Here is a 20,385-nt window from a genome sequence, read left to right on the forward strand (position 1 = left end):
GTGGGTGCGCAACGCACCCGGCGGGGCGGTGTCAGGCCGCCAGCGCATCGGTGGAAGGTTCGACTTGCGACAGCAGCGAGGGCACATCCAGGATCAGCGCGACGCCGCCGCTGCCGAGGATGCTCGACCCGCTGATGCCCTTGACCCCGGCGAACACCTTGGACAGCGGCTTGATCACGGTCTGCCATTCGCCCAGCAGCGTGTCCACGACCAGGCCGAAGCGCTGCGCGCCCTGGCGGATCACCACGATGCTCTCGCGCGGCGGCGGCGCGCCGGCGATGCCGAACAGCGAACGCAGGCGCACGTACGGCAGCACCCCGCCGCGCAGGTCGATGTAGTCGCTCTGGTAGTTCGGCGCGAACTCCACGCATTCCTCGACCACGTCCAGCGGCACCACGAACACCGACTTGCCGACGCCGACCTGGAAGCCGTTGATGATCGCCAGGGTCAGCGGCAGCCGCACCGAGATGGTGGTGCCCACGTCCTGCTGGCTGCTGATGTCCACGCTGCCGCGCAGCGCGGTGATGTTGCGCTTGACCACGTCCATGCCGACGCCGCGACCGGACAGGTTGGTGACCTTCTCGGCGGTGGAGAAGCCCGGCTCGAAGATCAGCGCGAACACCTCGCGGTCGGACAGGCTGCGGCCGGGCTCGATCAGGCCGCGCTCCAGCGCCTTGGCCAGGATCCGGTCGCGGTTCAGGCCGCCGCCGTCGTCGCTGATCTGGATGACCACGCTGCCCGAATCGTGGAATGCGTTGAGCCGCACCGTGCCGCGCACCGGCTTGCCGCGCGCCTGGCGCAGTTCGGCCGGCTCGATGCCGTGGTCCATCGCGTTGCGCACCAGGTGGGTCAGCGGATCGGCGATCTTTTCCACCACCGACTTGTCCAGCTCGGTGTCCTCGCCGTTGACCACCAGCACGATGTCCTTGCCCAGTTCGCGCGCCACGTCGTGGACCACGCGATGGAAGCGGCTGAAGGTGGCGCCGATCTTGACCATGCGCAGCTGCAGCGCGCTCTCGCGCACTTCCTCGACCAGGCCGGCCAGGATCGAAGTGGATTCGAGCAGTTGCGTGTCGCCGGTGCGCTGCGCGTTGGCGCCGGTGCTGGCGACAGCGATGATCAGTTCGCCGACCAGGTCGATCATGCGGTCGAGCTTGTCGGCATCGACGCGGATCGAGCCGCCCTCGCTGCGCGCGGCGGCGGGTGCCGCTGCGGCCGCTGCGGCCTTGGCCGGCGCGGCGGGAGCGGCGTGCGCGGGGGCAGCCGCGGCAACGGGCGCGGCCGGCGCAGCCGCCGGTTCCGGGCTGCCGAAGTTGGCGAAGTCGTCGGCGTGGCCGTGGCCGGCGGCCTCGGCCACCAGCAGCGGCAGCTCCAGATTGGCGGCATCGCCGTGCGGATCCACCGCCAGCACCTGCAGCTCGCAGTCGTCGCGGACGAATTCGAAGATGTCCTCGATCGCGGCCTGCTTCGCGTCGGAGCGCAACAGGATGTCGAAGCCCAGATAACAGGCTTCCGGATCCAGCTCCGGCAGCGCCGGCACGCGCTCGTGGCGGGTGCGGACCGCTTCCAGCGTGCCCAGGCTGCGCAGGCAGCGGATCAGGTGCAGCGGCGAGTTGCCGAAGCGCAGCGCATCGCTGAACAGTTGCAGCGAGATCCGCCAGTAGCCGGTGTGCGCCGCGGCGGTGGGCGCGACTGCGGCGGCGGCCGCCGGCGCGGCGGCCGGTTGCAGGTAGGTCTGCAGGCGCGCCAGCAACGGCTCGCCCTCGGCGGCGAGCACCGCTGCGTCGGTCTTGGCGCCGGCCGCGGCTTCCACCAGCGCGCGGATGTGGTCGCAACAGGCCAGCATCAACTGGATCAGCTCCGAATCCAGCGCCACTACGTGTTCGCGCACCAGATCCAGCACGCTTTCCACGACATGGGTGAAGCCCACCAGTTGCGCCAGGTCGAACAGTCCGCCGGAACCCTTGATGGTGTGCGCGGCGCGGAAGATGGCGTTGACCGCGTCCGGACCGGCTTCGCCGCGTTCGGCTTCCAGCAGGTTGCGTTCCATGTCCTCGAGCAGTTCGCGGCTCTCGGCGATGAAGGTCTGCAGCAGCTTAGCGAGATTCATGGGCATGGGGTTGGCGCCGATCAGTGGAAGGTGTCGCTGGCGCCGGGCGCGAGCGTGTCGTGCAGGCCGAGCAGCTCGAGCGCGTCGGTGACCGGCGCGCTGCAGCCGTCGAACTGGAACGGCCGGCCCAGCGCGCGCAGCGCGGCCTGGGTGGCGAGCAGCAGCTGGATGCCGGTGGCGTCGATTTCGGTGACCGCCTGCAACTGCAACTGCAGGCCGCCGGGGTGTTCCAGCGCCGGCAACAGCAGCGGCTTCAGTTCGCCGGCGCGGCGGATGGTCATGTCGCCGTCCAGGCTCAGTTGCAGCGGCGGGGGCGGGGCGTCGGGGAGTTTCGAGCGCATGGCATGTCTCCGATTCGAGCGGTGGAACGGCGAAAGAGCGGCTGCGGCACGATGTGAAGGCGGCGTGCAGGTGCGGTGTAAGCAGATATCGGCGCCTTTCAGGAATATTTAGGCCGAATGCCACATTTGTCTCGCTAACCCTTGACATGGATGAGCGGTTCAGATGCAAAACCGGAAATGCATTCCAGATGCCTGCGCGTCGCTGCCTGGCGAGGGACTAGATGCATGCGCCATGCCAGTGCATGGCGGCCGCGACGCAACGGAAACGGCCGGAAACCGGCCGTCGTTCTTCACGCGGATAAAGGAGCGCCGGGGAGCCGGCGCGTGGCGCGCGCCTCTCGGGCGCGCCGGTGCCGCCGGCTCAGCGGGGCGACAGCGCTGCGAGCAGGCCGCGCGCGGCATTGAAGCGGTCTGCGGCCTCGGGCAGCGGCAGCTTCAGTTTCAGCTTGTCCGGCCCGTCCATCGCGTACAGCTTGGGCTGCTTCTGGATCATCTGGATGATGGTCATCGGATCGACGTTGGGCTTGGCCTCGAACACGATGCGCCCGCCGTTCTCGCCCAGTTCCAGCTTGCGGATGCCCAGGGTGTTGGCCTGCAGCTTGAGCTCGGCGATCGCGAACAGGTGCTTGACCGCATCCGGCAACAGGCCGAAGCGGTCGATCATCTCCACCTGCAGTTCGCGCAACTGCTCGCTGTCGCGCGCGCTGGAGATGCGCTTGTACAGGGTCAGGCGGGTGTGCACGTCGGGCAGGTAGTCGTCGGGGATCAGCGCCGGCACATGCAGTTCCACCTCGGCGCCGCGCGCTTCCTCGCCTGCGTCCAGGTCCGGCAGCTTGCCCTGGCGGATGCTGCGCACCGCGCGTTCCAGCAGTTCGGTGTACAGGCTGAAGCCGACCTCGGCCATCTGCCCGCTCTGGTCCTCGCCGAGCAGTTCGCCGGCGCCGCGGATTTCCAGGTCGTGGGTGGCCAGGGTGAAGCCGGCGCCGAGTTCGTCCATCGAGGCGATCGCGTCCAGCCGCTTCTGCGCGTCGCTGGTGATGCTGCGCCGGTCCGGTACCAGCAGGTAGGCGTAGGCGCGGTGGTGCGAACGGCCGACGCGGCCGCGCAGCTGGTGCAGCTGGGCCAGGCCGAAGCGGTCGGCGCGGTTGATGACGATGGTGTTGGCGTTCGGAATGTCGATGCCCGATTCGATGATCGTGGTCGACAGCAGCACGTTGAAGCGCTGCTTCTGGAAATCCAGCATCACCCGTTCCAGCTCGCGCTCGGGCATCTGCCCATGGGCGATGCCGATGCGCGCTTCGGGCACCAGCTCGCTGAGCTCGCGCTGCATGCGGCCGATGCTTTCCACGTCGTTGTGCAGGAAGTACAGCTGGCCGCCTCTGCTGAGTTCGCGCTGGAACGCCTCGCGCAGCAGCGCGTTGTCCCAGGCGGTGACGAAGGTCTGCACCGCCAGCCGGTTCGGCGGCGGGGTGGCGATGATCGACAGGTCGCGCAGACCGGCCATGGCCATGTTCAAGGTGCGCGGGATCGGCGTGGCGGTGAGCGTGAGCAGGTGCACGTTGGCGCGCAGCGCCTTCAGCGCTTCCTTCTGGCGCACGCCGAAGCGCTGTTCCTCGTCGACCACCACCAGGCCCAGGTCCTTGAACTTGACGTCCGGCTGCAGCAGGCGGTGGGTGCCGATGATCACGTCGATGGTGCCGTCGGCGACTTTCTCCAGCTCGGCCTTGATCTCCTTGGCGCTCTTGAAGCGCGACAGCACTTCGACCCGCAGCGGCCAGTCGGCGAAGCGGTCGCGGAAGTTGCGGTAATGCTGTTCGGCCAGCAGCGTGGTCGGCACCAGCACCGCCACCTGCTTGCCGGCGCTGGCCGCGGCGAACGCGGCGCGCACCGCGACCTCGGTCTTGCCGAAGCCGACGTCGCCGCAGACCACGCGGTCCATCGGCTGGCTGCTGCCCAGGTCGCGCAAGGTGGCCTCGATCGCGGCCAGCTGGTCGCCGGTCTCCTCGAACGGGAAGCCGGCGGCGAACGGCTCGTACATCGCCCGGTCCACCTGCAACGCCAGGCCGGCGCGGGCGCGGCGCCGTGCCTGGATCTCGAGCAGTTCGGCGGCCACGTCGCGCACCTTTTCGGCGGCGCGGCGCTTGGCCTTGCTCCATTGCTCGCCGCCCAGCGAATGCAGCGGCGCGGTCTCGGCCGAGGCGCCGGAGTAGCGGCTGATCAGATGCAGCTGCGCGACCGGCACGTACAGGCGGTCGCCCTTGGCGTATTCGATTTCCAGGAACTCGCCGGGCATGCCGCCGGCATCGAGCACAATCAGCCCGCGGTAGCGGCCGACGCCGTGGTCCTCGTGCACGATCGGCGCGCCTTCGGTCAGCTCGCCGAGGTCGCGGATGATCGCTTCCGGCTCGCGCCCGGCGCGGCGCGTGCGCCGCGGCTGGCCCGCACGCTCGGGGAACAGCTGGCGCTCGGTGAGCACCGCGATGCGTGGGTCGTCGAGGGCGAAGCCGTCGTCCAGCGGGGCGACCGCGATGGCAAAGCGTGCAGGTGCTACGTCGGCATCGAGCCCCTCTTCCGTCGGCGACCGAAGGGAGTCCTCGTGGGAGAGAGGGGTTGGGGTGAGGGTACGACCGCTCGGGTTCTGCGTTTGCGTAGATTTGGACGAACCTGCCGAACCCGCCTTCTTCGCTCCCGACCGCGCGAGCGCCGCACCCTCATCCGGCGCTTCGCGCCACCTTCTCCCCCACGGGGACTCCCTTCGGTCGCCGGTGGGAGAAGGGAGGAAGCTCGCGAAGTTCGGGATCACCTCCGGCTTCAGGTCCGCCGCGGCCAGCACTTCGAGCAACGCCTCGCGGCGGCCTGGCGAGTCGGCAGCGATCAGCACGCGGCCCGGGTAGCTGCCGAGGAAGCTCTTCAGCGCCGCGGCCGGGGCGGTGTCCTTGGCCGCCACCGGCAGCGGCGGCAGCGGCTGGTCGCCCAGCGCCTGCGCCTCGTCGATGCGCGCGTGGTCGGCGGCCCATACCTCGATGCGCGGCAGGCCGTTGAGCTTTTCGCGCAGCGTGTCCGGCGCCTGGTACAGCTCCTCGGGCGCCAGCAGCGGGCGCTCCACGTCGTGGCGGCGCTGCTCGTAGCGGTTCTGGGTGTGCGCCCAGAACGCGTCGGCGGCGGCGCCCACGCCCGGCGCGAGCAGCGGCAGCACCGACGCGCCCAGATAGTCGAACAGGGTGGCGGTGGTGTCGCGCGCCGCGGCGCCGGCGCCGCGCGCTTCCTGGAAGAACAGCGGCAGGTAGTACTCGATGCCCGACGGCGCCAGCCGCGCCTTCAGGTCCTGGTACAGCGCGCTGCGCCGGGTGTCCACGTCGAAGCGCTCGCGCAGCGTGGCCAGCACCCGCTCCACGCTGGCATCGTCCATCGGCACTTCGCGGCCGGGCAGCATCTTCACCGCCTGCACGTGGTCCAGCGAGCGCTGCGATTCCGGATCGAAGGCGCGGATCGAGTCGATGTCCTCGTCCAGCAGTTCGATCCGCAACGGCGTGTCCGAGCCCATCGGGTACACGTCGAGCAGGCCGCCGCGCACCGCGAAATCGCCCGGGTCCATCACCTGCGGCACGTTGCGGTAGCCGGCGCTTTCCAGGCGGCGCTTTTCCGCCTCCAGGTCCAGGCGCTGGCCCACGTGCAGGTCGAAGCTGCCGCCGACGATGTAGCGCACCGGCGCCACGCGCTGCATCAGTGTCTGCACCGGCACCACCACGATGCCCTGCTGCAGCGTCGGCAGCCGGTGCAGCGCCGACAGGCGCTGGCTGACGATGTCCGGGTGCGGGCTGAACTGGTCGTAGGGCAGGGTTTCCCAATCGGGAAACGGCACCACCGGCAGGCTGCCGTCGCCGGCCAGCAGCGTGTGCAGGTCGGCCTCGATCTGGTGCGCGCTCTGGTTGTCGCGCGCGACAACCAGCAACGGCCCGCGATGGGCCGCGGCGGCGCAGGCGATGTGCCAGGCCAGTGCGGTCGAGGACGCAGGGGCGCGCCAGAAGGCGCGGAGCTGGCCGGATTTGGGCAGCGGCGGAACGGGGAAGGAAAGAGGCGCCATTGACCGATTAGTTTAGCAAGCCGGGATTGGGGATTCGGGATTGGGGATTCGCTGGAAGGGCTCGTGTGCGCGGACACGGGCACTTGGCCCGGCAGCGGTCGCTGCGGGCGGCACCTGCTGTGAACAGGTCGGCGGCAGCGGGTGAGCCGCCGCTCGCGAACCGTGCGGGTTCGCGATCTGCAGGGAGGTCCTGCGTCTGGCGGCCGCGCGACCGCGGCCGGCTGGCTGCCTCAGTTGCCCAATTCCAGCACCACCCGCACCAGTCCCGGCGTGTCCGGATGCGGCATCGGCTGGAAGCCCAGCGATTCGGCCAGCTGCAGCATTGGCAGATTGCTTTCGAGCACGTCGCCGTAGAGCCGGTCCAGATACTTGCGCCGCGCCCACTTGACCAGCTTGCGCATCAGCTGCCGGCCCAGGCCCTGGCCGGCGACGAAGCTGCTGACCAGGATCGCGTATTCCGCCTCGCGGGTGCCGGGCGTGATCGCCGCGCGCGCCACCGCGCCGACCACCGCTTCGCCCGGCGGCAGCGGTTCGGCCGCGACCAGGGTCAGTTCGGTCTTCGGATTGGGATGGGTCAGGCGCTGCGCCATGTCCTCGGTCAGTTCCTGCACCGAATGCAGGAAGCGCTCGCGGATTTCGGTGGGCCCGAGCAGGCCGAAGGCGCCTTGCAGCGGCGCACTGTCTTCCGGCCGGATCGGCCGGATCAGCAGCTCGCGGCCGCTGGGTAAGGTGAAGTTTTCATGCCACGGAGGCATGCGGTTGCGGGTAGCCATGGCCGGATGATCCTCGACGAAGCCTGGATTCTCGCATTACCCGCGGCCGCGGCCGTGAACGCAGCGCTCACCGCGGTTGCTTACCCTGCGCATGGATTTTTCGACGAGGATGTGCCATGTCCGGCAGCGGCGATTCGCGGCGCGCCATTTTCTTCGCGCTCGGCGCCAACCTGGCCATTGCGTTGGCCAAGGGCGCGGCGGCGCTGGCCACCGGCTCGGGCGCGATGCTGGCCGAGACCGTGCACTCGCTGGCCGACTGCGGCAACCAGCTGCTGTTGCTGCTGGGCATGCGCCAGGCCAAGCGCCCGGCCAGCGCCGAATATCCGCTGGGCTACGGCCGCGCGATCTACTTCTGGTCGTTCCTGGTGGCGGTGATGCTGTTCTGCATCGGCGGCATGTTTTCGGTGTACGAGGGCGTGCACAAGCTGCTGCAGCCCGAGCCGCTGAGCAGTTGGGGCTGGGCGGTGGGGGTGCTGGGGTTCGCGCTGGTCGCCGAGGGCGTGTCGCTGCGCACCTGCCTGCAGGAGATCGCCAAGGTGCGCGGCGAGCGCTCGCTGTGGACCTGGTTCCGCGAGAGCCGCCAGGCCGAGCTGATCGTGATCTTCGGCGAGGACCTGGCGGCCTTGCTCGGCCTGGCGCTGGCGCTGGCCGCGGTGCTGCTGAGCGTGCTGACCGGCGATCCGCTGTGGGACGCGCTGGGCACCATCGCCATCGGCACGCTGTTGATCGTGGTCGCGGTGCTGGTGGCGATCCAGATCAAGGCGATGCTGATCGGGCAAAGCGTGGACCCGGCGATGCAGCGGCAACTTCATGCGTTTTTCCAGGCGCAACCGGAGATCGAACGGGTGATCCACCTGATCGCCGTGCAGCTCGGCGAGGACGTGATGGTCTCGGTGCAGGCCACGCTCCGGCAAAAGCACGATGCGGCGGCGCTGCTGGCCGACATCACCCGCATCGAGCGCGCGCTGAAACAGCGCTTCCCGACGGTGCGCTGGAGCTTCTTCGAACCCGAGCAGGGCGCCGCCGCGGTCGCTTCCGGCGCCTGAGCGGCATTGCTACAGTGGCGCCCGGTCCATCGTAGGCGACATCGCAATGAAGACCTCGAACGCCGTGCTGCTGTCCGTCGCGATCACCCTGGCGTTGGTCGCCGCGCTGGGCGGGCTGGTGCTGGGCGGCGGCTGGTGGCTCAAGCGCAGTATGCAAAGCGCGCAGCCGGTCGCCTCCTCGCCCGACGCGGCGAAGGTGGAGGTGAACGCCAACGCGGTCCTGGCGCCGTACCGGCAACGCCTGGATGCCACGCGCAGGCCGGTGGCAGTGGTGGGCCTGCAGCCGATGGCGCAGGACGATCGCCTGGCCAGCAAGGTCGGCGGCCGTCCGTACTGGACCGCGGAGAAGGCCTATCCGCGCGACACCCGCGGTCAGCCGCTGGCGCTGCTGGCGCAGATCGACCTGGCGAAGATGCCGCCGCTGCGCGGCTATCCCACGCATGGGATGCTGCAGTTCTTCATCGGCGGCGACGATTTCTATGGCGCCAATCTCGACGGCGCCACCGAGTTGGCCGCATTGAGCGCGCAACGCAATTTTCGCGTGGTGTATTGGCCGCAGTCCGATCCCTCGGCGCGGCAGGCCGAAGTGCCGTTGCCGGCCGCCGATACGCTGCCGTTCGACCCGGCGCATCCGCGGGCGATGCAGTTCAGCGTCGGCGAGGAGCCCATCGGCAGCGCCGACGTGCATTTCGAGCAAGCGCTGGGCCGGCCGTTGGACGAGGTCACCGCTGCCTACGCCAGCCGCCACGCGCTGCCGCAGGACGACGTGGACGAGGCGTTGTACGAAGCGTTGAATCGCAGCGGGCACAAGCTCGGCGGCTACCCGCAGTTCACCCAGGAGGATCCGCGCAAGCCGCAGGATGCGCAGGTGCTGTTGCTGCAGCTGGACAGCGACGACGCCATGATGTGGGGCGACAGCGGCATCGCCAACTTCTTCATCGATCCGGCCGACCTGGAACGCGGCGATTTCAGCCGGGTTGCCTACAACTGGGATTGCTATTGACTCAGTACCCCGCGTGTCGCATGCGCAGGCGCAACACGGGACGCGCTGCGCGCCGCTTCACGCCTCGCGCTTGAGCCACTCCAGGCGCGTGGATGCGCCCGCTTCGCCCAGATGCGTCTTCAGCGCCGGCAAGGCGCTGGCCAGCACCTGCTCGAACTGCCACGGCGGATTGAGCAGCAGCATGCCGCTGCCGTTGAGCCGCAGCGGCGAATCGTCCGGGCGCACCTGCAGCTCGGCCAGCAGCACCGCCTTGGCCGGCATCGCCGCGGCCTTGCGAAAGAACGGCTGCAGGCTGCGGCGCTGCTTGATCGGATACCACACCGCGCACATCGCCTGCGGCCAGCGGGTCAGGGTCTCGCGCAGGGCAGCGGCGATCAGCGGGTATTCGGCGTCCTGCGCTTCGTAGGGCGGATCGATCAGCACCAGGCCGCGGCCGATCTTGGTCGTGCCGGCTTTCGGCGGCACGAACGCCTTGATCGCCGCATAGCCGTCGCCGGCGTGCACCTGCACGCGGCGGTCGTTGCCGAACAGCGCCTTCAGCTCGGCCGCTTCCTCGGGCTGCAGTTCGCAGGCGGCGAGCCGGTCCTGGTCGCGCATGGCCTGGGCGACCAGCAGCGGCGAGCCGGGATAGGCGAGCAGGGCGCCCACCGGATTGTCGGCCTGCACCGCGCGCAGGTAGCGTTCCAGCACCTCGGGCAAGGTGGGCAGGCCCATCAGCTTCAGCACCCCGGCCGCGGCCTCGCCGGTCTTGCGCGCCTCGCTGCCGGCGAACAGGTAGCGGCCGCGCCCGGCATGGGTGTCGAGCACGAAGAACGGGCTGTCCTTGCGCTTGAGCGCATCGATCAGCGCGAGCAGCACGGTGTGCTTGAGCGCGTCGGCATGGTTGCCGGCGTGGTAGGCATGGCGATAGTTCATCGCGGCAGTGTACGGGCGGGCGCGGGTTGCGGCTATGCTGCGCGCCATGTCCGCGCCCGCCGCCCCGTGTGTCCTCGTCGTCGAGGACGAATCCGCCATCGCCGATACCGTGCTGTACGCCTTGCGCAGCGAGGGCTACCAGGTGCGGCACTGCCTGCTCGGGCGCGAGGCGCTGGCGCAGGCGCGCGCCGGCGGCATCGACGTGGTGGTGCTGGATGTCGGCCTGCCGGACCTGGGCGGCTTCGAGGTCTGCCGCGAACTGCGCAGCTTCAGCCAGGTGCCGGTGATCTTCCTGACCGCGCGCAACGACGAGATCGACCGCGTACTCGGCCTGGAACTGGGCGCCGACGACTATATGGCCAAACCCTTCTCGCCGCGCGAACTGGTGGCGCGGGTGCGTGCGCGGCTGCGGCGGCCGGCGGTCGCGGCGAGCGCGGAAGCGGAGTCGGGCTGGCAACGGCACGGCGCGTTCGCGATCGACCGCGACGGCCGCCGCATCCATTACGGCGACACCGCGCTGGACCTGACCCGCTACGAATACGCGCTGCTGGCCGCGCTGCTGCAGCGGCCGGGCGCGATCCTCAGCCGCGCGCAACTGATGGACCGCGGCTGGGACAGCAGCGCCGACAGCGCCGACCGCACCGTGGATACCCACATCAAGACCCTGCGCGCCAAGCTGCGCGCGGCCGGCGCCACGCACGACCCGATCCGCACCCATCGCGGCCTCGGCTACGCGCTGGAGCAGTGAGATGCGGCTGGGGCTGAAGCTGTTCCTGGGCTTCTTCCTGATCGTCGGCGTCGCCGCGTTCTTCGTGATGCGGGTGTTCGTCAACGAGGTCAAGCCGGGCGTGCGCCAGGCGATGGAATCGACCCTGGTGGACGCGGCCAACGTGCTGGCGCAGATGGCCGCCGCCGACCTCAAGGCCGGGCGCATCGACAGCGGTGCGTTCGCCCGCGACCTCGGCGCGGCGCAGCGGCGCAATCCGCGCGCGATGGTGTGGCGCTTCCCCAAGCGCAGCGTCGATTACCGGGTCACCATCACCGACGTGGCCGGCGTGGTGGTGTTCGATTCGCGCGGCCAGGACCTGGGCCGCGACAACTCGCGCTGGAACGACGTCTACCGCACCTTGCGCGGCGAATACGGCGCGCGCTCCAGCGCCGAGGGCGACGGCGACCCCAACCACACGGTGATGCACGTGGCCGCGCCGATCTACGACCCGGCCGACAGCCGGCGCCTGATCGGCGTGCTCACCCTGTCGCAGCCCAACCGCAGCATCGAGCCGTTCATCGTCGCCAGCCAGCGCAGCATCCTGTTGCGCGGCGCCTGGCTGATCGGCATTTCCGCGCTGATCGGCTTGCTGATGACCTGGGGCCTGCTGCGCGGCATCGGTCGGCTCAACCGCTACGCGCAGGCGGTCAGCGCCGGCGAGCCGGTGCCGCCGCCGCCGCCGCGCCGCGACGAGATCGGCGATCTGGGCCGTGCGCTGGAGACGATGCGGCGCAAGCTCGAGGGCAAGGCCTATGTCGAGCAGTACGTGCAGTCGCTGACCCACGAGATGAAGAGTCCGCTGGCGGCGATCCGCGGCGCCGCCGAACTGCTGCAGGAACCGCTGCCGGACGCGGAGCGGCAACGCTTCGTGCGCAACATCGCCGAGCAGCAGCAACGCCTCACCGAAACCATCGACAAGCTGCTGGCGCTGGCCGAGGTCGAGCAGCACGGCTGGCTGCAGCGGCGCGAGCGGATCGCGCTGGCGCCGCTGTTCGCGCAGTTGGCCGAGGCCTTGGCGCCGCAACTGCACGCCAGCGGCGTGCAGTTGCAGGTGCAGGCGCCGGAAGCGGAGCTGGCGCTGGCCGGGGATCCCTATCTGCTGCGCCAGGCGCTGCACAATCTGCTCGACAACGCGATCGGATTCTCGCCGGAGGGTGGGGTGGTGGTGCTGCGTGCCGAGCGCGATGTGGACGCGCGCATCGCGTTGCTGGTGGAAGACGCGGGCCCCGGCGTGCCCGATTACGCGCTGGAGCGGGTGTTCGAGCGCTTCTATTCGCTGGCGCGGCCGGCCACCGGGCAGCGCAGTTCCGGCCTGGGCCTGCCGTTCGTGCGCGAAGTGGCGCGGCTGCATGGCGGCGAGGCCAGCCTGCGCAACCGCGAAGGCGGCGGCGCGGTGGCGCGGTTGTCGCTGCCGGCCGCCTGAGCGGCGCCTGGATCCACCGCGGGATCGGCTCCGTCGTGGCCACAGGCCATCGGTTCCGACGGTGTACGTGACCGCTATCGCTCAGGGCTTCGCTCGTCGCGACTGAAGTCGCTCCCACAAGGAACTTGCGGCCAGCTCGCCGGGTGCACTGTAGGAGGGGCTTCAGCCCCGACACATAGCCGGCGCGTTGGGATGCCTGACTCCGCTCGTCGCGGCTGAAGCCGCTCCTACACGAGGCTCGTAGCCAGCTTGCTGGGTGCACTGTGGGAGGGGCTTAAGCCCCGACACATAGCCGGCCGCGTTGGAATGCCTGACTCTGCTCGTCGCGGCCGAAGCCGCTCCTACACGAAGCTCTTAGCCAGCTCGCCGGTGCACTGTAGGAGGGGCTTCAGCCCCGACACATAGCCGGCCGCGTTGGAATGCCTGACTCTGCGCGTCGCGGCTGAATCCGCTCCTGCACGAAGCTCTTAGCCAGCTTGCCGGGTGCACTGTGGGAGGGGCTTCAGCCCCGACGCTGTCCTGTGTCGGCGCTCGCCCCGACATCGCTCGTCACGCGACCGCCTTGACCGATGACGCCGCCATCCCGCCTCCCACAACCGCGTCCGCCACTTCACACTCGCTTCAAATTCGCCTCAAACCCCGCACACGCGGGCGCGGCACCCTGGCGTCCTCCATCCACCGAGGACCGTCGATGAAATCCCTCAAGCTCGTTCTGCGATTCGCCACCATCGGCGGATTGATCCTGTTGCTGCTGATCCCGCTGATGATGATCCGCGGCACCGTGCAAGACCGCCAGCGCTACCGCGACGAGGCGGTACAGCGCGTGTCGCAAAGCAAGGCCGGCGAGCAGCGCCTGCTCGGGCCGCTGCGGGTGGTGCCGTGGACGCAGGTGCGCGATGTCGCGGTGGTCGATGCCGACGGCAAGCGCAGCGTCAAGCGCGAAACCGAAAACGGCTACGACGTGCAGACGCCCAGGCACCTGGCGATCAGCGGCGAACTGAAGCCGTCGCAGCGCAACATCGGCCTGTTCAAGGTGCAGGTGTACAGCTGGCATGCGCGGCTCAAGGCGGAGTTCGACGATTTCGACTACGCGGCGGTCGAAGGCCGCAGCTATGGCCAGCCGTATCTCGTGGTGGGCATCGAGGACGTGCGCGGACTGGTCGGCACTCCCAATCTGCGCACCGACGGCAAGGCGCTGGCGCTGCAGCCGGGTTCGCTGGCGTTGTCCGGCCAATCCAAGGGCGTGCATGCGCTGCTGCCGGCGCTGGCCGATGCGCGCCAGGGCAAGCTCACCGATCTGCACAGCGTGGAAATGGAATTCGTGCTCGACGGCACCCAGGGCCTGTCGATCGTGCCGGTCGGCGACGACAACCAGATCGCGCTGACCTCGCCGTGGCCGCATCCGCTGTTCGGCGGCCGCTTCCTGCCCAACGAGCGCAGCATCAGCGAGAAGGGTTTCCAGGCCAACTGGGCGCTGTCGTCGCTGGCCACCGGGGCGCAGTCGCAGCTGTTCTCCGGCGGCGAGATCGACGCGCTGCGCGTGGACCTGGTCGATCCGGTCGACGTCTACACCCAGGCAGATCGCGCCAGCAAGTACGGCATCCTGTTCGTGGTGCTGACCTTCGTCGCCTTCGCCCTGTTCGAGCTGATCAAGCGCCTGCCGATCCACCCGCTGCAATACCTGCTGGTCGGGCTGGCGCTGGCGATCTTCTTCCTGCTACTGCTCAGCCTGTCCGAGCACATTCCGTTCTGGCAGGCGTACCTGGTCTCGGCGGTGGCCTGCATCGGCTTGCAGTTCGTCTACCTGTCCGGGGTATTGCGCAGCCGCGGCCGCGCCGCCGGTTTCGCCAGCATGCTCACCGTGCTGTACGGCGCGCTGTATGGACTGCTGGCGTCGGAAGACAACTCCCTGCTGATGGGTTCGCTGCTGCTGTTCGGCATCCTCGCCGCGATCATGTGGATCACCCGCAAGATCGACTGGTACGAACTCGGCGCGGCACTGCGCTGAGCCGGCACGCGATCAGGACTTCGCCATGTCGGCACATACCCATCTGCATCGTCGCGTCCAGGCCCTGCTGCCGGACGCGTTGGACACCCGCGGCCTGCACCGCGGCAATGCCGGCGCGGCGCTGGCGCGCAGCGCGCAGGCGGCGCTGGTCACCGCCGCCGACCGCGGCGGCGCACTGTGGCTGCGGTTGAGCGAACGCAGCCGCGAGGCGCTGGCCGCGCACGGCCTGGGGTTTTTGGCAGCGGCGCTGCAAGCCCGCGCCGCCTTGCCGGGCGAGACCGAACCGTGGCGCTATTGCGCATGGCGCGCCTTGCGCCGCGACTCGACCTGGGCGCAGGCCGGGCAGGGCGCGCAGGCCCCGCACGGACCGGGCTTCGTGACCTGGGAAGCACAGGGACGCGCACGGCTGCTGGTATTGCCGGCGCAGGCGGCGCTGCTGTGCCGCTGGTGGCGATGAAGCGCGCACCGGCGCTGGCGAAGGCGCCGTTGCGCATGCCGCGCCCGCGGTGCCGGTTGTCGCGATAGCAGGTCGCAGCCCCACGCCGCCACACGACATGGGTTGGCAAGCGCATCACAAGGAGTGGCCAAGGACATCGCCGCAGCTAGCGGCATCGGGCAGGAGGCCCGCCGCCAAGGACGGCGCCATGGATGGATCCAGCGCGCAGGCGCGATCGCACGACGGACTAGCGGTCATGGACGCCGCGGCAGGGACGCAGGACCGGGCAGGGACGCCCACCGCCAGGGACGGCGACAGGAGCAGCACCGACCAGGGCATCGCCAAGCCGGCAGCGCCACGGAAACGCCTGCGGTAGAGTTCACGGATGGACTCTCCGCTCCCCATCCAGCGCCTGCGCGGCGCGCAGATCGCCCCGTTCCTGGACGATGTCGCGCGGCTGCGCATCGCCGTGTTCCGCGACTGGCCCTATCTGTACGCCGGCGACCTGGACTACGAACGCCAGTATCTGTCCGCTTACGCCGCCTCGCCCGACAGCGTGTTCGTGCTGGCGCGCGACGGCGAACGCGTGGTCGGCGCCTCCACCGGGCTGCCGCTGGCCGACGACGCCGAGGCGTTCGGCGCGGCCTTCGCCGGCAGCGCCATCGCCGTAGACGACGTGTTCTATTTCGGCGAATCGGTGCTGCTGCCCGCGTATCGCGGCCGTGGCGTCGGCCATGCCTTCTTCGATCATCGCGAAGCGCACGCACGCGCGCTCGGCCGCTTCCGCCTGACCGCGTTCTGCGCGGTGGACCGCGACCCCGACGATCCGCGCCGCCCGCCCGGCTACCGCGGCAACGATGCGTTCTGGCACAAGCGCGGCTACGCGCGGCAGCCGTCGTTGCGCATGCGGCTGGCGTGGGACGAACTGGACCGCGGCGAGATCCTGCATACGCTGAGTTTCTGGACCCGCCCACTGGAGCCCGCCGCATGAAGATCGCCGTCGCCAAATATCCGATCGGCGCGCCGGCCGATTTCGCCGCCTTCGCCGACAAGCAGGCGGCCCTGATCGGCCAGGCCGCGCAGACCGGCGCGCAGCTGGCGGTGCTGCCCGAATACCTGTCGCTGGAGTTGGCCGCGACCTTCGCCCCGGCCGTGGCCGAGGATCTGCCGGCCTCGCTGGCGGCGATCCAGGCGCTGCATCCGCAGTATCTGGCGCTGTTCGCGCAGCTGGCGCAACGGCACCGCCTGCATCTGATCGCCGGCAGTTTCCTGCTGGCCAGCGGCGAGGGCCGCTACCGCAACCGCGCCTACTGGTTCGCGCCCGACGGCAGCCACGGCTGGCAGGACAAGCTGCAGCTGACCGGCTTCGAGAAGGCCACCGGCCTGATCGACGGCGGCGACGCGCTGAAGGTATTCGCCGCGGGCGACGGCGTGCGCGCCGGCGTGGCGGTCTGCTACGACAGCGAGTTCCCGCTGCCGGTGCGCGCCCAGTACGAGGCCGGCGCGCGGCTGCTGCTGGTGCCCAGCTGTACCGATACCGAGGCCGGCGCCACCCGGGTGCGCATCGGCTGCCTGGCGCGCGCGCTGGAGAATCGGATCTTCGTCGCGCAGTCGGTGACCGCCGGGCTGGCCGAGTGGAGCCCGGCGCTGGACGTGAACACCGGCGAGGCGGCGATCTATGCGCCGATGGACGCCGGCTTCCCGGCCGACGGCATTGTCGCGCAGACCCGGGGCGAGCAGGTGTGGGCGCTGGCCGACCTGGATTTCGCCGCGTTCGAGGCCAGCCGCGCCAGCGCCCAGGTCGCCAACGACCGCGATTGGCGCGGGCAGCTGGCGCCGGCCATCGTGCGCGCGGAGCTGGGCGGCTTCGAGTAGCCGCCTGGTCGATCCGCGCGCAGGCGCCAAGCGCGGCAGGCCGTCACCGCGGCCGCGCGGTGCGCATACGCCTGGTGCGGAGCCGGTGGACCACGCCACCGCCGGTTGGTTTTGCGGCCAGAGCAGTCCCCGCACATGCCTGACGGCGCGGGGTCGGTAGCCGCACACGGAAGCCAGGGAAGGCCATGGCGCACATACGGTCTTCGCCAGCCTGCCGCAGCCGCATGCGTCGCGCACCACACGCCATCCGAACGCACGATGCGCTCTGCTGGCGCTTCCGCTCGCTACCGGCCCACTGCCTCTATGCCCAAGACTCTGCTGCCGCACGCCGTGCGCCTGGAATTCGCGCCCGGCGCGCTGGTCCACGCCAACCTGTCCGGGGCCGCATTCACCGACGACTGGCTGTGGGTGGCCGGCGACGAAGCCTGCGCGGTCGATCGCCTGCAGGCGCTGGCGCCGGTCGGCGACGAGGCGCTGCGCTTCGGCGCTGGCCGCAGCTTCGCCCTCGGCGACTTGCTCGACCTGCCCGGCGACCACGACGAGGAGGCCGACCTGGAAGGCATGGCGTTGTCGCCCGGCTATCTATGGGTGGTCGGCTCGCACGGCATGAAGCGCAAGAATGCCAAGCCCGACCGCAGCGACGCCGACAACGGCAAGCGCCTGGCCAAGCTCAAGCTCGACGCCAACCGCCGCCTGCTCGCCTGCCTGCCGATCGAGCGCGCTGCCGACGGCGCGCCGCAACTGGTCCGCGAAGCCGCCGACGGCCGCCGCGCGCTGCGGCTGAAGGGCGACGCCAAACACAACCAGCTCACCGTGCTGCTCGAGGACGACGCGCATTTCGGTGCCTATCTGAAGATCCCCGGCAAGGACAACGGGTTCGATATCGAGGGCATGGCGGTGGACGGCCAGCGCTTGCTGCTGGGCCTGCGTGGCCCGGTGTTGCGCGGCTGGACCGGGCTGCTGGAGATCGCGGTGGAGGCGCATCACGACCATCTGCGGCTGGTGCCGTTGGACGCGGAGGGCACCTTGCTGCGCAAGCATTTCCTGCAGTTGGGCGGGCTGGGCGTGCGCGACCTGCATTTCCACGGCGAAGACCTGTACCTGCTGGCCGGCCCGACCATGGTACTGAACGGCGAGATCCGCCTGTTCCGCTGGCCCGGCGCGCGCGCGGCGCTGGCCGCCAACCGCGAACCGGTGCGGTTCCAGCGCGAACTGGTCAAGTCGTTGGCGCTGCCGCACGGCGAGGACAGCGACCGCGCCGAAGCGCTGTGCAACCTGCCGCTGGCGCTGTCCGGCGGCGTGCCGAGCTGGCTGGTGCTGTACGACGCGCCGGGACCGGCGCGCAGCGACGGCGAATGTGTCGTGCATGGCGACTTGCTGCGCTAGGGCCCGGTATCCAATCGCGGAAGCAGACCCTGAGCGATTCGTCAGCCCCTGTGCCTCCTGTAGGAGCGGCTTCAGCCGCGACCGAATGCCACCGAAGCGTCCCGCTCGCGGCCGAAGCCGCTCCCACAGCGGGAAACCTATCGCCCTGGCGGTGCCTCGTCTCCGCCGGGCAAGCGCAGGCACGGCAGGGTAAAATCGCCCGATTCCCGTTTTGCTCCGAGCGTTCCATGGCCTGCCGCACCCGTTTCGCCCCCAGTCCCACCGGTTACCTGCACATCGGCGGCGCGCGCACCGCGCTGTACTGCTGGCTGGAGGCGCGCCACCGCGGCGGCGAGTTCGTGCTGCGCATCGAGGACACCGACCGCGAGCGCAGCACCCAGGCGGCGATCGACGCCATTCTCGACGCGATGGACTGGCTCGGCCTGGACTACGACGAAGGCCCGGTCTACCAGACCCAGCGCATCGCCCGCTACCAGGAAGTGGCCGAACAACTGCTCGCCGCCGGCAAGGCCTACTACGCCTACGAGACCCGCGCCGAACTCGACGCGATGCGCGAGGCGGCCATGGCCAAGCAGGAGAAGCCGCGCTACAACGGCGCGGCGCGCGAGCAGAACCTGGCCTACCGCGACGATCCGAACCGGGTGATCCGCTTCAAGAACCCGCTCGGCGGCAGCGTGGTGTTCGACGACCTGATCAAGGGCCGCATCGAGATCGCCAACAGCGAGCTCGACGACATGGTGATCTTCCGCCCCGACGGCTATCCCACCTACAACTTCGCGGTGGTGGTGGACGACTGGGACATGGGCATCACCGAGGTCATCCGCGGCGACGACCACATCAACAACACCCCGCGCCAGATCAACATCTACGAAGCGCTGGGCGCGCCGGTGCCGAAGTTCGCGCACATGCCGATGATCCTGGACGAGCAGGGCGCCAAGCTGTCCAAGCGCACCGGCGCGGCCGACGTGATGCAGTACAAGGACGCCGGCTATCTGCCGCATGCGCTGATCAACTACCTGGCGCGGCTGGGCTGGTCGCACGGCGACCAGGAACTGTTCGGCCGGCAGGAGCTGATCGACCTGTTCGACGTCAAGGACGTCAACTCCAAGGCCGCGCGGCTGGACATGGCCAAGCTCGGCTGGGTCAACCAGCACTACCTGAAGAGCGACGATCCGGCCACGATCGCGCCGCAGCTGGAGGACCAGCTGGCCAAGCTCGGCATCGACCCGGCGGCCGGCCCGGCCGCCGCCGACGTGGTGGTGGCGCTGCGCGAGCGCGTGCAGACGCTGAAGGAAATGGCCGAGAAGGCGGTGGTCTGGTACCGGCCGCTGGAAAGCTACGACGAAGCCGCGGTGGCCAAGCACCTGAAGCCGGGCGCCGAGCTTGCGCTGGGCAAGGCGCGCGAGCTGCTGGCCGCGCTGGGCGAGTGGAGCGTGGACGGCGTGTCCGCCGCGCTGCACGAGGCGGCCGTGGCGCTGGAGATCGGCATGGGCAAGGTGGCGCAGCCGCTGCGCGTGGCCATCACCGGCACCCAGGTCAGCCCGGACATCTCGCACACGGTGTACCTGGCCGGGCGCGAGCAGGCCTTGAAACGCATCGATGCCGCGCTCATCAAGATCCCAGCGGGAAGCTGATTCCCCGGAGACGCCCATGTCCAGCAAGAAGACCGCCTGCACCGAGCCGCACCACCACGTCCACGACGCCGACGACTTCGTCAAGGTGGTGGAGCGGGTGAGCCGCGAACGCGGTCTGCGGCTGACCCCGATCCGCGCCAACGTGCTGCGCCTGATCGCCGAGGCGGGGCGGCCGGTGAAGGCCTACGACCTGCTGGAATGGGTGCGCGAGGGCAAGAGCGTGGGCGCAGATGCGCCGCCCACCGTGTACCGCGCGCTGGATTTCCTGATGGCCAACGGCTTCGTGCACAAGCTCGAGTCGGTCAACGCCTTCGTCGCCTGCCACCATCCCAGCAGCGCGCAGCACTCGGTGCCGTTCCTGATCTGCGACCGCTGCCACAGCGCGGTCGAACTGGAGGACCGCGACGTGGTCGCGCAACTGGAACAGCGTGCCAAGGCGCTGGGCTTCCAGCCGCAGGCGCAGACTCTGGAAGTGCACGGGCTGTGCGCGCGCTGCGCGGGGTAGGGCGCCCAGGCATTGTGGGGTAGCGCCGGGCCTGTGTGGTTCCGGCGCGTTCGATCCGTCGCACCGGCGTGCGCAGC

Annotated in this window: 16 protein-coding genes; 11 read left to right on the forward strand and 5 right to left on the reverse strand. The window is 69.9% G+C overall.

Annotated features, from left to right (window positions below):
* Positions 1–31: 31 nt before the first annotated feature.
* From AB3X08_RS07700 to AB3X08_RS07715, 4 genes are all read right to left on the reverse strand, one after another.
* A complete protein-coding gene (locus AB3X08_RS07700) occupies positions 32–2,110 on the reverse strand; it encodes a chemotaxis protein CheA (protein ID WP_369937384.1) in 2,079 nt (692 codons plus the stop codon).
* Positions 2,111–2,130: 20 nt separating this feature from the next.
* The gene (locus AB3X08_RS07705) at positions 2,131–2,451 is read right to left on the reverse strand and encodes an STAS domain-containing protein (RefSeq protein WP_369937386.1); all 321 of its coding nucleotides are present in this window, start codon (positions 2,449–2,451) and stop codon (positions 2,131–2,133) included.
* Positions 2,452–2,812: 361 nt separating this feature from the next.
* Positions 2,813–6,535 (reverse strand): transcription-repair coupling factor, encoded by a 3,723-nt coding sequence (mfd, locus tag AB3X08_RS07710; RefSeq protein WP_369937388.1) that lies wholly within the window; start codon positions 6,533–6,535, stop codon positions 2,813–2,815.
* A gap of 230 nt (positions 6,536–6,765) precedes the next feature.
* On the reverse strand, positions 6,766–7,308 hold the full coding sequence (locus AB3X08_RS07715) for a GNAT family N-acetyltransferase (protein ID WP_184410568.1): 543 nt from the start codon (positions 7,306–7,308) through the stop codon (positions 6,766–6,768).
* Between the two features lie 116 nt (positions 7,309–7,424).
* On the opposite strand from AB3X08_RS07715, the gene AB3X08_RS07720 reads away from it, so the two are divergent.
* Together AB3X08_RS07720 and AB3X08_RS07725 are read left to right on the forward strand one after the other, a co-directional pair.
* Entirely contained in the window at positions 7,425–8,354 is a 930-nt protein-coding gene (locus AB3X08_RS07720; RefSeq protein WP_369937390.1) for a cation diffusion facilitator family transporter, read from the forward strand.
* 46 nt (positions 8,355–8,400) lie between these two features.
* Positions 8,401–9,357, forward strand: a complete 957-nt coding sequence (locus AB3X08_RS07725) for a YwqG family protein (protein WP_369937393.1) — start codon at positions 8,401–8,403, stop codon at positions 9,355–9,357.
* A 57-nt stretch (positions 9,358–9,414) separates the two neighbouring features.
* Here the strand turns inward: AB3X08_RS07725 and AB3X08_RS07730 are convergent, their stop codons facing one another.
* The gene (locus tag AB3X08_RS07730) at positions 9,415–10,272 is read right to left on the reverse strand and encodes a 23S rRNA (adenine(2030)-N(6))-methyltransferase RlmJ (protein WP_369937395.1); all 858 of its coding nucleotides are present in this window, start codon (positions 10,270–10,272) and stop codon (positions 9,415–9,417) included.
* A gap of 34 nt (positions 10,273–10,306) precedes the next feature.
* Here AB3X08_RS07730 and creB point away from each other — a divergent pair, with 34 nt between their 5' ends.
* The 9 genes from creB to AB3X08_RS07775 all read left to right on the forward strand — a co-directional run bounded on the left by creB (position 10,307) and on the right by AB3X08_RS07775 (position 20,308).
* Positions 10,307–11,020, forward strand: a complete 714-nt coding sequence (gene creB, locus AB3X08_RS07735) for a two-component system response regulator CreB (protein WP_369937397.1) — start codon at positions 10,307–10,309, stop codon at positions 11,018–11,020.
* 1 nt (position 11,021) lies between these two features.
* Positions 11,022–12,464, forward strand: a complete 1,443-nt coding sequence (gene creC / locus AB3X08_RS07740; RefSeq protein ID WP_369937399.1) for a two-component system sensor histidine kinase CreC — start codon at positions 11,022–11,024, stop codon at positions 12,462–12,464.
* 691 nt (positions 12,465–13,155) lie between these two features.
* A complete protein-coding gene (gene creD, locus AB3X08_RS07745; RefSeq protein ID WP_369937401.1) occupies positions 13,156–14,472 on the forward strand; it encodes a cell envelope integrity protein CreD in 1,317 nt (438 codons plus the stop codon).
* Between the two features lie 25 nt (positions 14,473–14,497).
* A complete protein-coding gene (locus tag AB3X08_RS07750; RefSeq protein ID WP_369937403.1) occupies positions 14,498–14,929 on the forward strand; it encodes a hypothetical protein in 432 nt (143 codons plus the stop codon).
* 364 nt (positions 14,930–15,293) lie between these two features.
* Positions 15,294–15,899: a GNAT family N-acetyltransferase gene (locus tag AB3X08_RS07755; protein WP_369937404.1), complete on the forward strand. Its 606-nt coding sequence runs from the start codon at positions 15,294–15,296 to the stop codon at positions 15,897–15,899.
* Positions 15,896–16,783: a carbon-nitrogen hydrolase family protein gene (locus tag AB3X08_RS07760; protein WP_369937406.1), complete on the forward strand. Its 888-nt coding sequence runs from the start codon at positions 15,896–15,898 to the stop codon at positions 16,781–16,783. Before AB3X08_RS07755 ends, AB3X08_RS07760 begins: the two co-directional genes overlap by 4 nt.
* Positions 16,784–17,086: 303 nt before the next feature.
* Positions 17,087–18,169, forward strand: coding sequence for a DUF3616 domain-containing protein (locus AB3X08_RS07765; RefSeq protein WP_369937408.1), 1,083 nt, complete (start codon positions 17,087–17,089; stop codon positions 18,167–18,169).
* Between the two features lie 227 nt (positions 18,170–18,396).
* Entirely contained in the window at positions 18,397–19,803 is a 1,407-nt protein-coding gene (gene gltX, locus AB3X08_RS07770; RefSeq protein WP_369937409.1) for a glutamate--tRNA ligase, read from the forward strand.
* A gap of 16 nt (positions 19,804–19,819) precedes the next feature.
* A complete protein-coding gene (locus AB3X08_RS07775; RefSeq protein WP_003472952.1) occupies positions 19,820–20,308 on the forward strand; it encodes a transcriptional repressor in 489 nt (162 codons plus the stop codon).
* Positions 20,309–20,385: the final 77 nt, after the last annotated feature.

This window comes from Xanthomonas sp. DAR 34887 (assembly GCF_041245805.1).
Lineage (GTDB): Bacteria > Pseudomonadota > Gammaproteobacteria > Xanthomonadales > Xanthomonadaceae > Xanthomonas_A > Xanthomonas_A tesorieronis.

Bases quoted from the DNA above. Each gene is read 5' to 3' on its own strand.
- AB3X08_RS07700 (WP_369937384.1), bottom strand. From the start codon at position 2,110: ATGAATCTCGCTAAGCTGCTGCAGACCTTCATCGCCGAGAGCCGCGAA.
- AB3X08_RS07705 (WP_369937386.1), bottom strand. From the start codon at position 2,451: ATGCGCTCGAAACTCCCCGACGCCCCGCCCCCGCCGCTGCAACTGAGC.
- mfd (WP_369937388.1), bottom strand. From the start codon at position 6,535: ATGGCGCCTCTTTCCTTCCCCGTTCCGCCGCTGCCCAAATCCGGCCAG.
- AB3X08_RS07715 (WP_184410568.1), bottom strand. From the start codon at position 7,308: ATGGCTACCCGCAACCGCATGCCTCCGTGGCATGAAAACTTCACCTTA.
- AB3X08_RS07720 (WP_369937390.1), top strand. From the start codon at position 7,425: ATGTCCGGCAGCGGCGATTCGCGGCGCGCCATTTTCTTCGCGCTCGGC.
- AB3X08_RS07725 (WP_369937393.1), top strand. From the start codon at position 8,401: ATGAAGACCTCGAACGCCGTGCTGCTGTCCGTCGCGATCACCCTGGCG.
- AB3X08_RS07730 (WP_369937395.1), bottom strand. From the start codon at position 10,272: ATGAACTATCGCCATGCCTACCACGCCGGCAACCATGCCGACGCGCTC.
- creB (WP_369937397.1), top strand. From the start codon at position 10,307: ATGCTGCGCGCCATGTCCGCGCCCGCCGCCCCGTGTGTCCTCGTCGTC.
- creC (WP_369937399.1), top strand. From the start codon at position 11,022: ATGCGGCTGGGGCTGAAGCTGTTCCTGGGCTTCTTCCTGATCGTCGGC.
- creD (WP_369937401.1), top strand. From the start codon at position 13,156: ATGAAATCCCTCAAGCTCGTTCTGCGATTCGCCACCATCGGCGGATTG.
- AB3X08_RS07750 (WP_369937403.1), top strand. From the start codon at position 14,498: ATGTCGGCACATACCCATCTGCATCGTCGCGTCCAGGCCCTGCTGCCG.
- AB3X08_RS07755 (WP_369937404.1), top strand. From the start codon at position 15,294: ATGGACTCTCCGCTCCCCATCCAGCGCCTGCGCGGCGCGCAGATCGCC.
- AB3X08_RS07760 (WP_369937406.1), top strand. From the start codon at position 15,896: ATGAAGATCGCCGTCGCCAAATATCCGATCGGCGCGCCGGCCGATTTC.
- AB3X08_RS07765 (WP_369937408.1), top strand. From the start codon at position 17,087: ATGCCCAAGACTCTGCTGCCGCACGCCGTGCGCCTGGAATTCGCGCCC.
- gltX (WP_369937409.1), top strand. From the start codon at position 18,397: ATGGCCTGCCGCACCCGTTTCGCCCCCAGTCCCACCGGTTACCTGCAC.
- AB3X08_RS07775 (WP_003472952.1), top strand. From the start codon at position 19,820: ATGTCCAGCAAGAAGACCGCCTGCACCGAGCCGCACCACCACGTCCAC.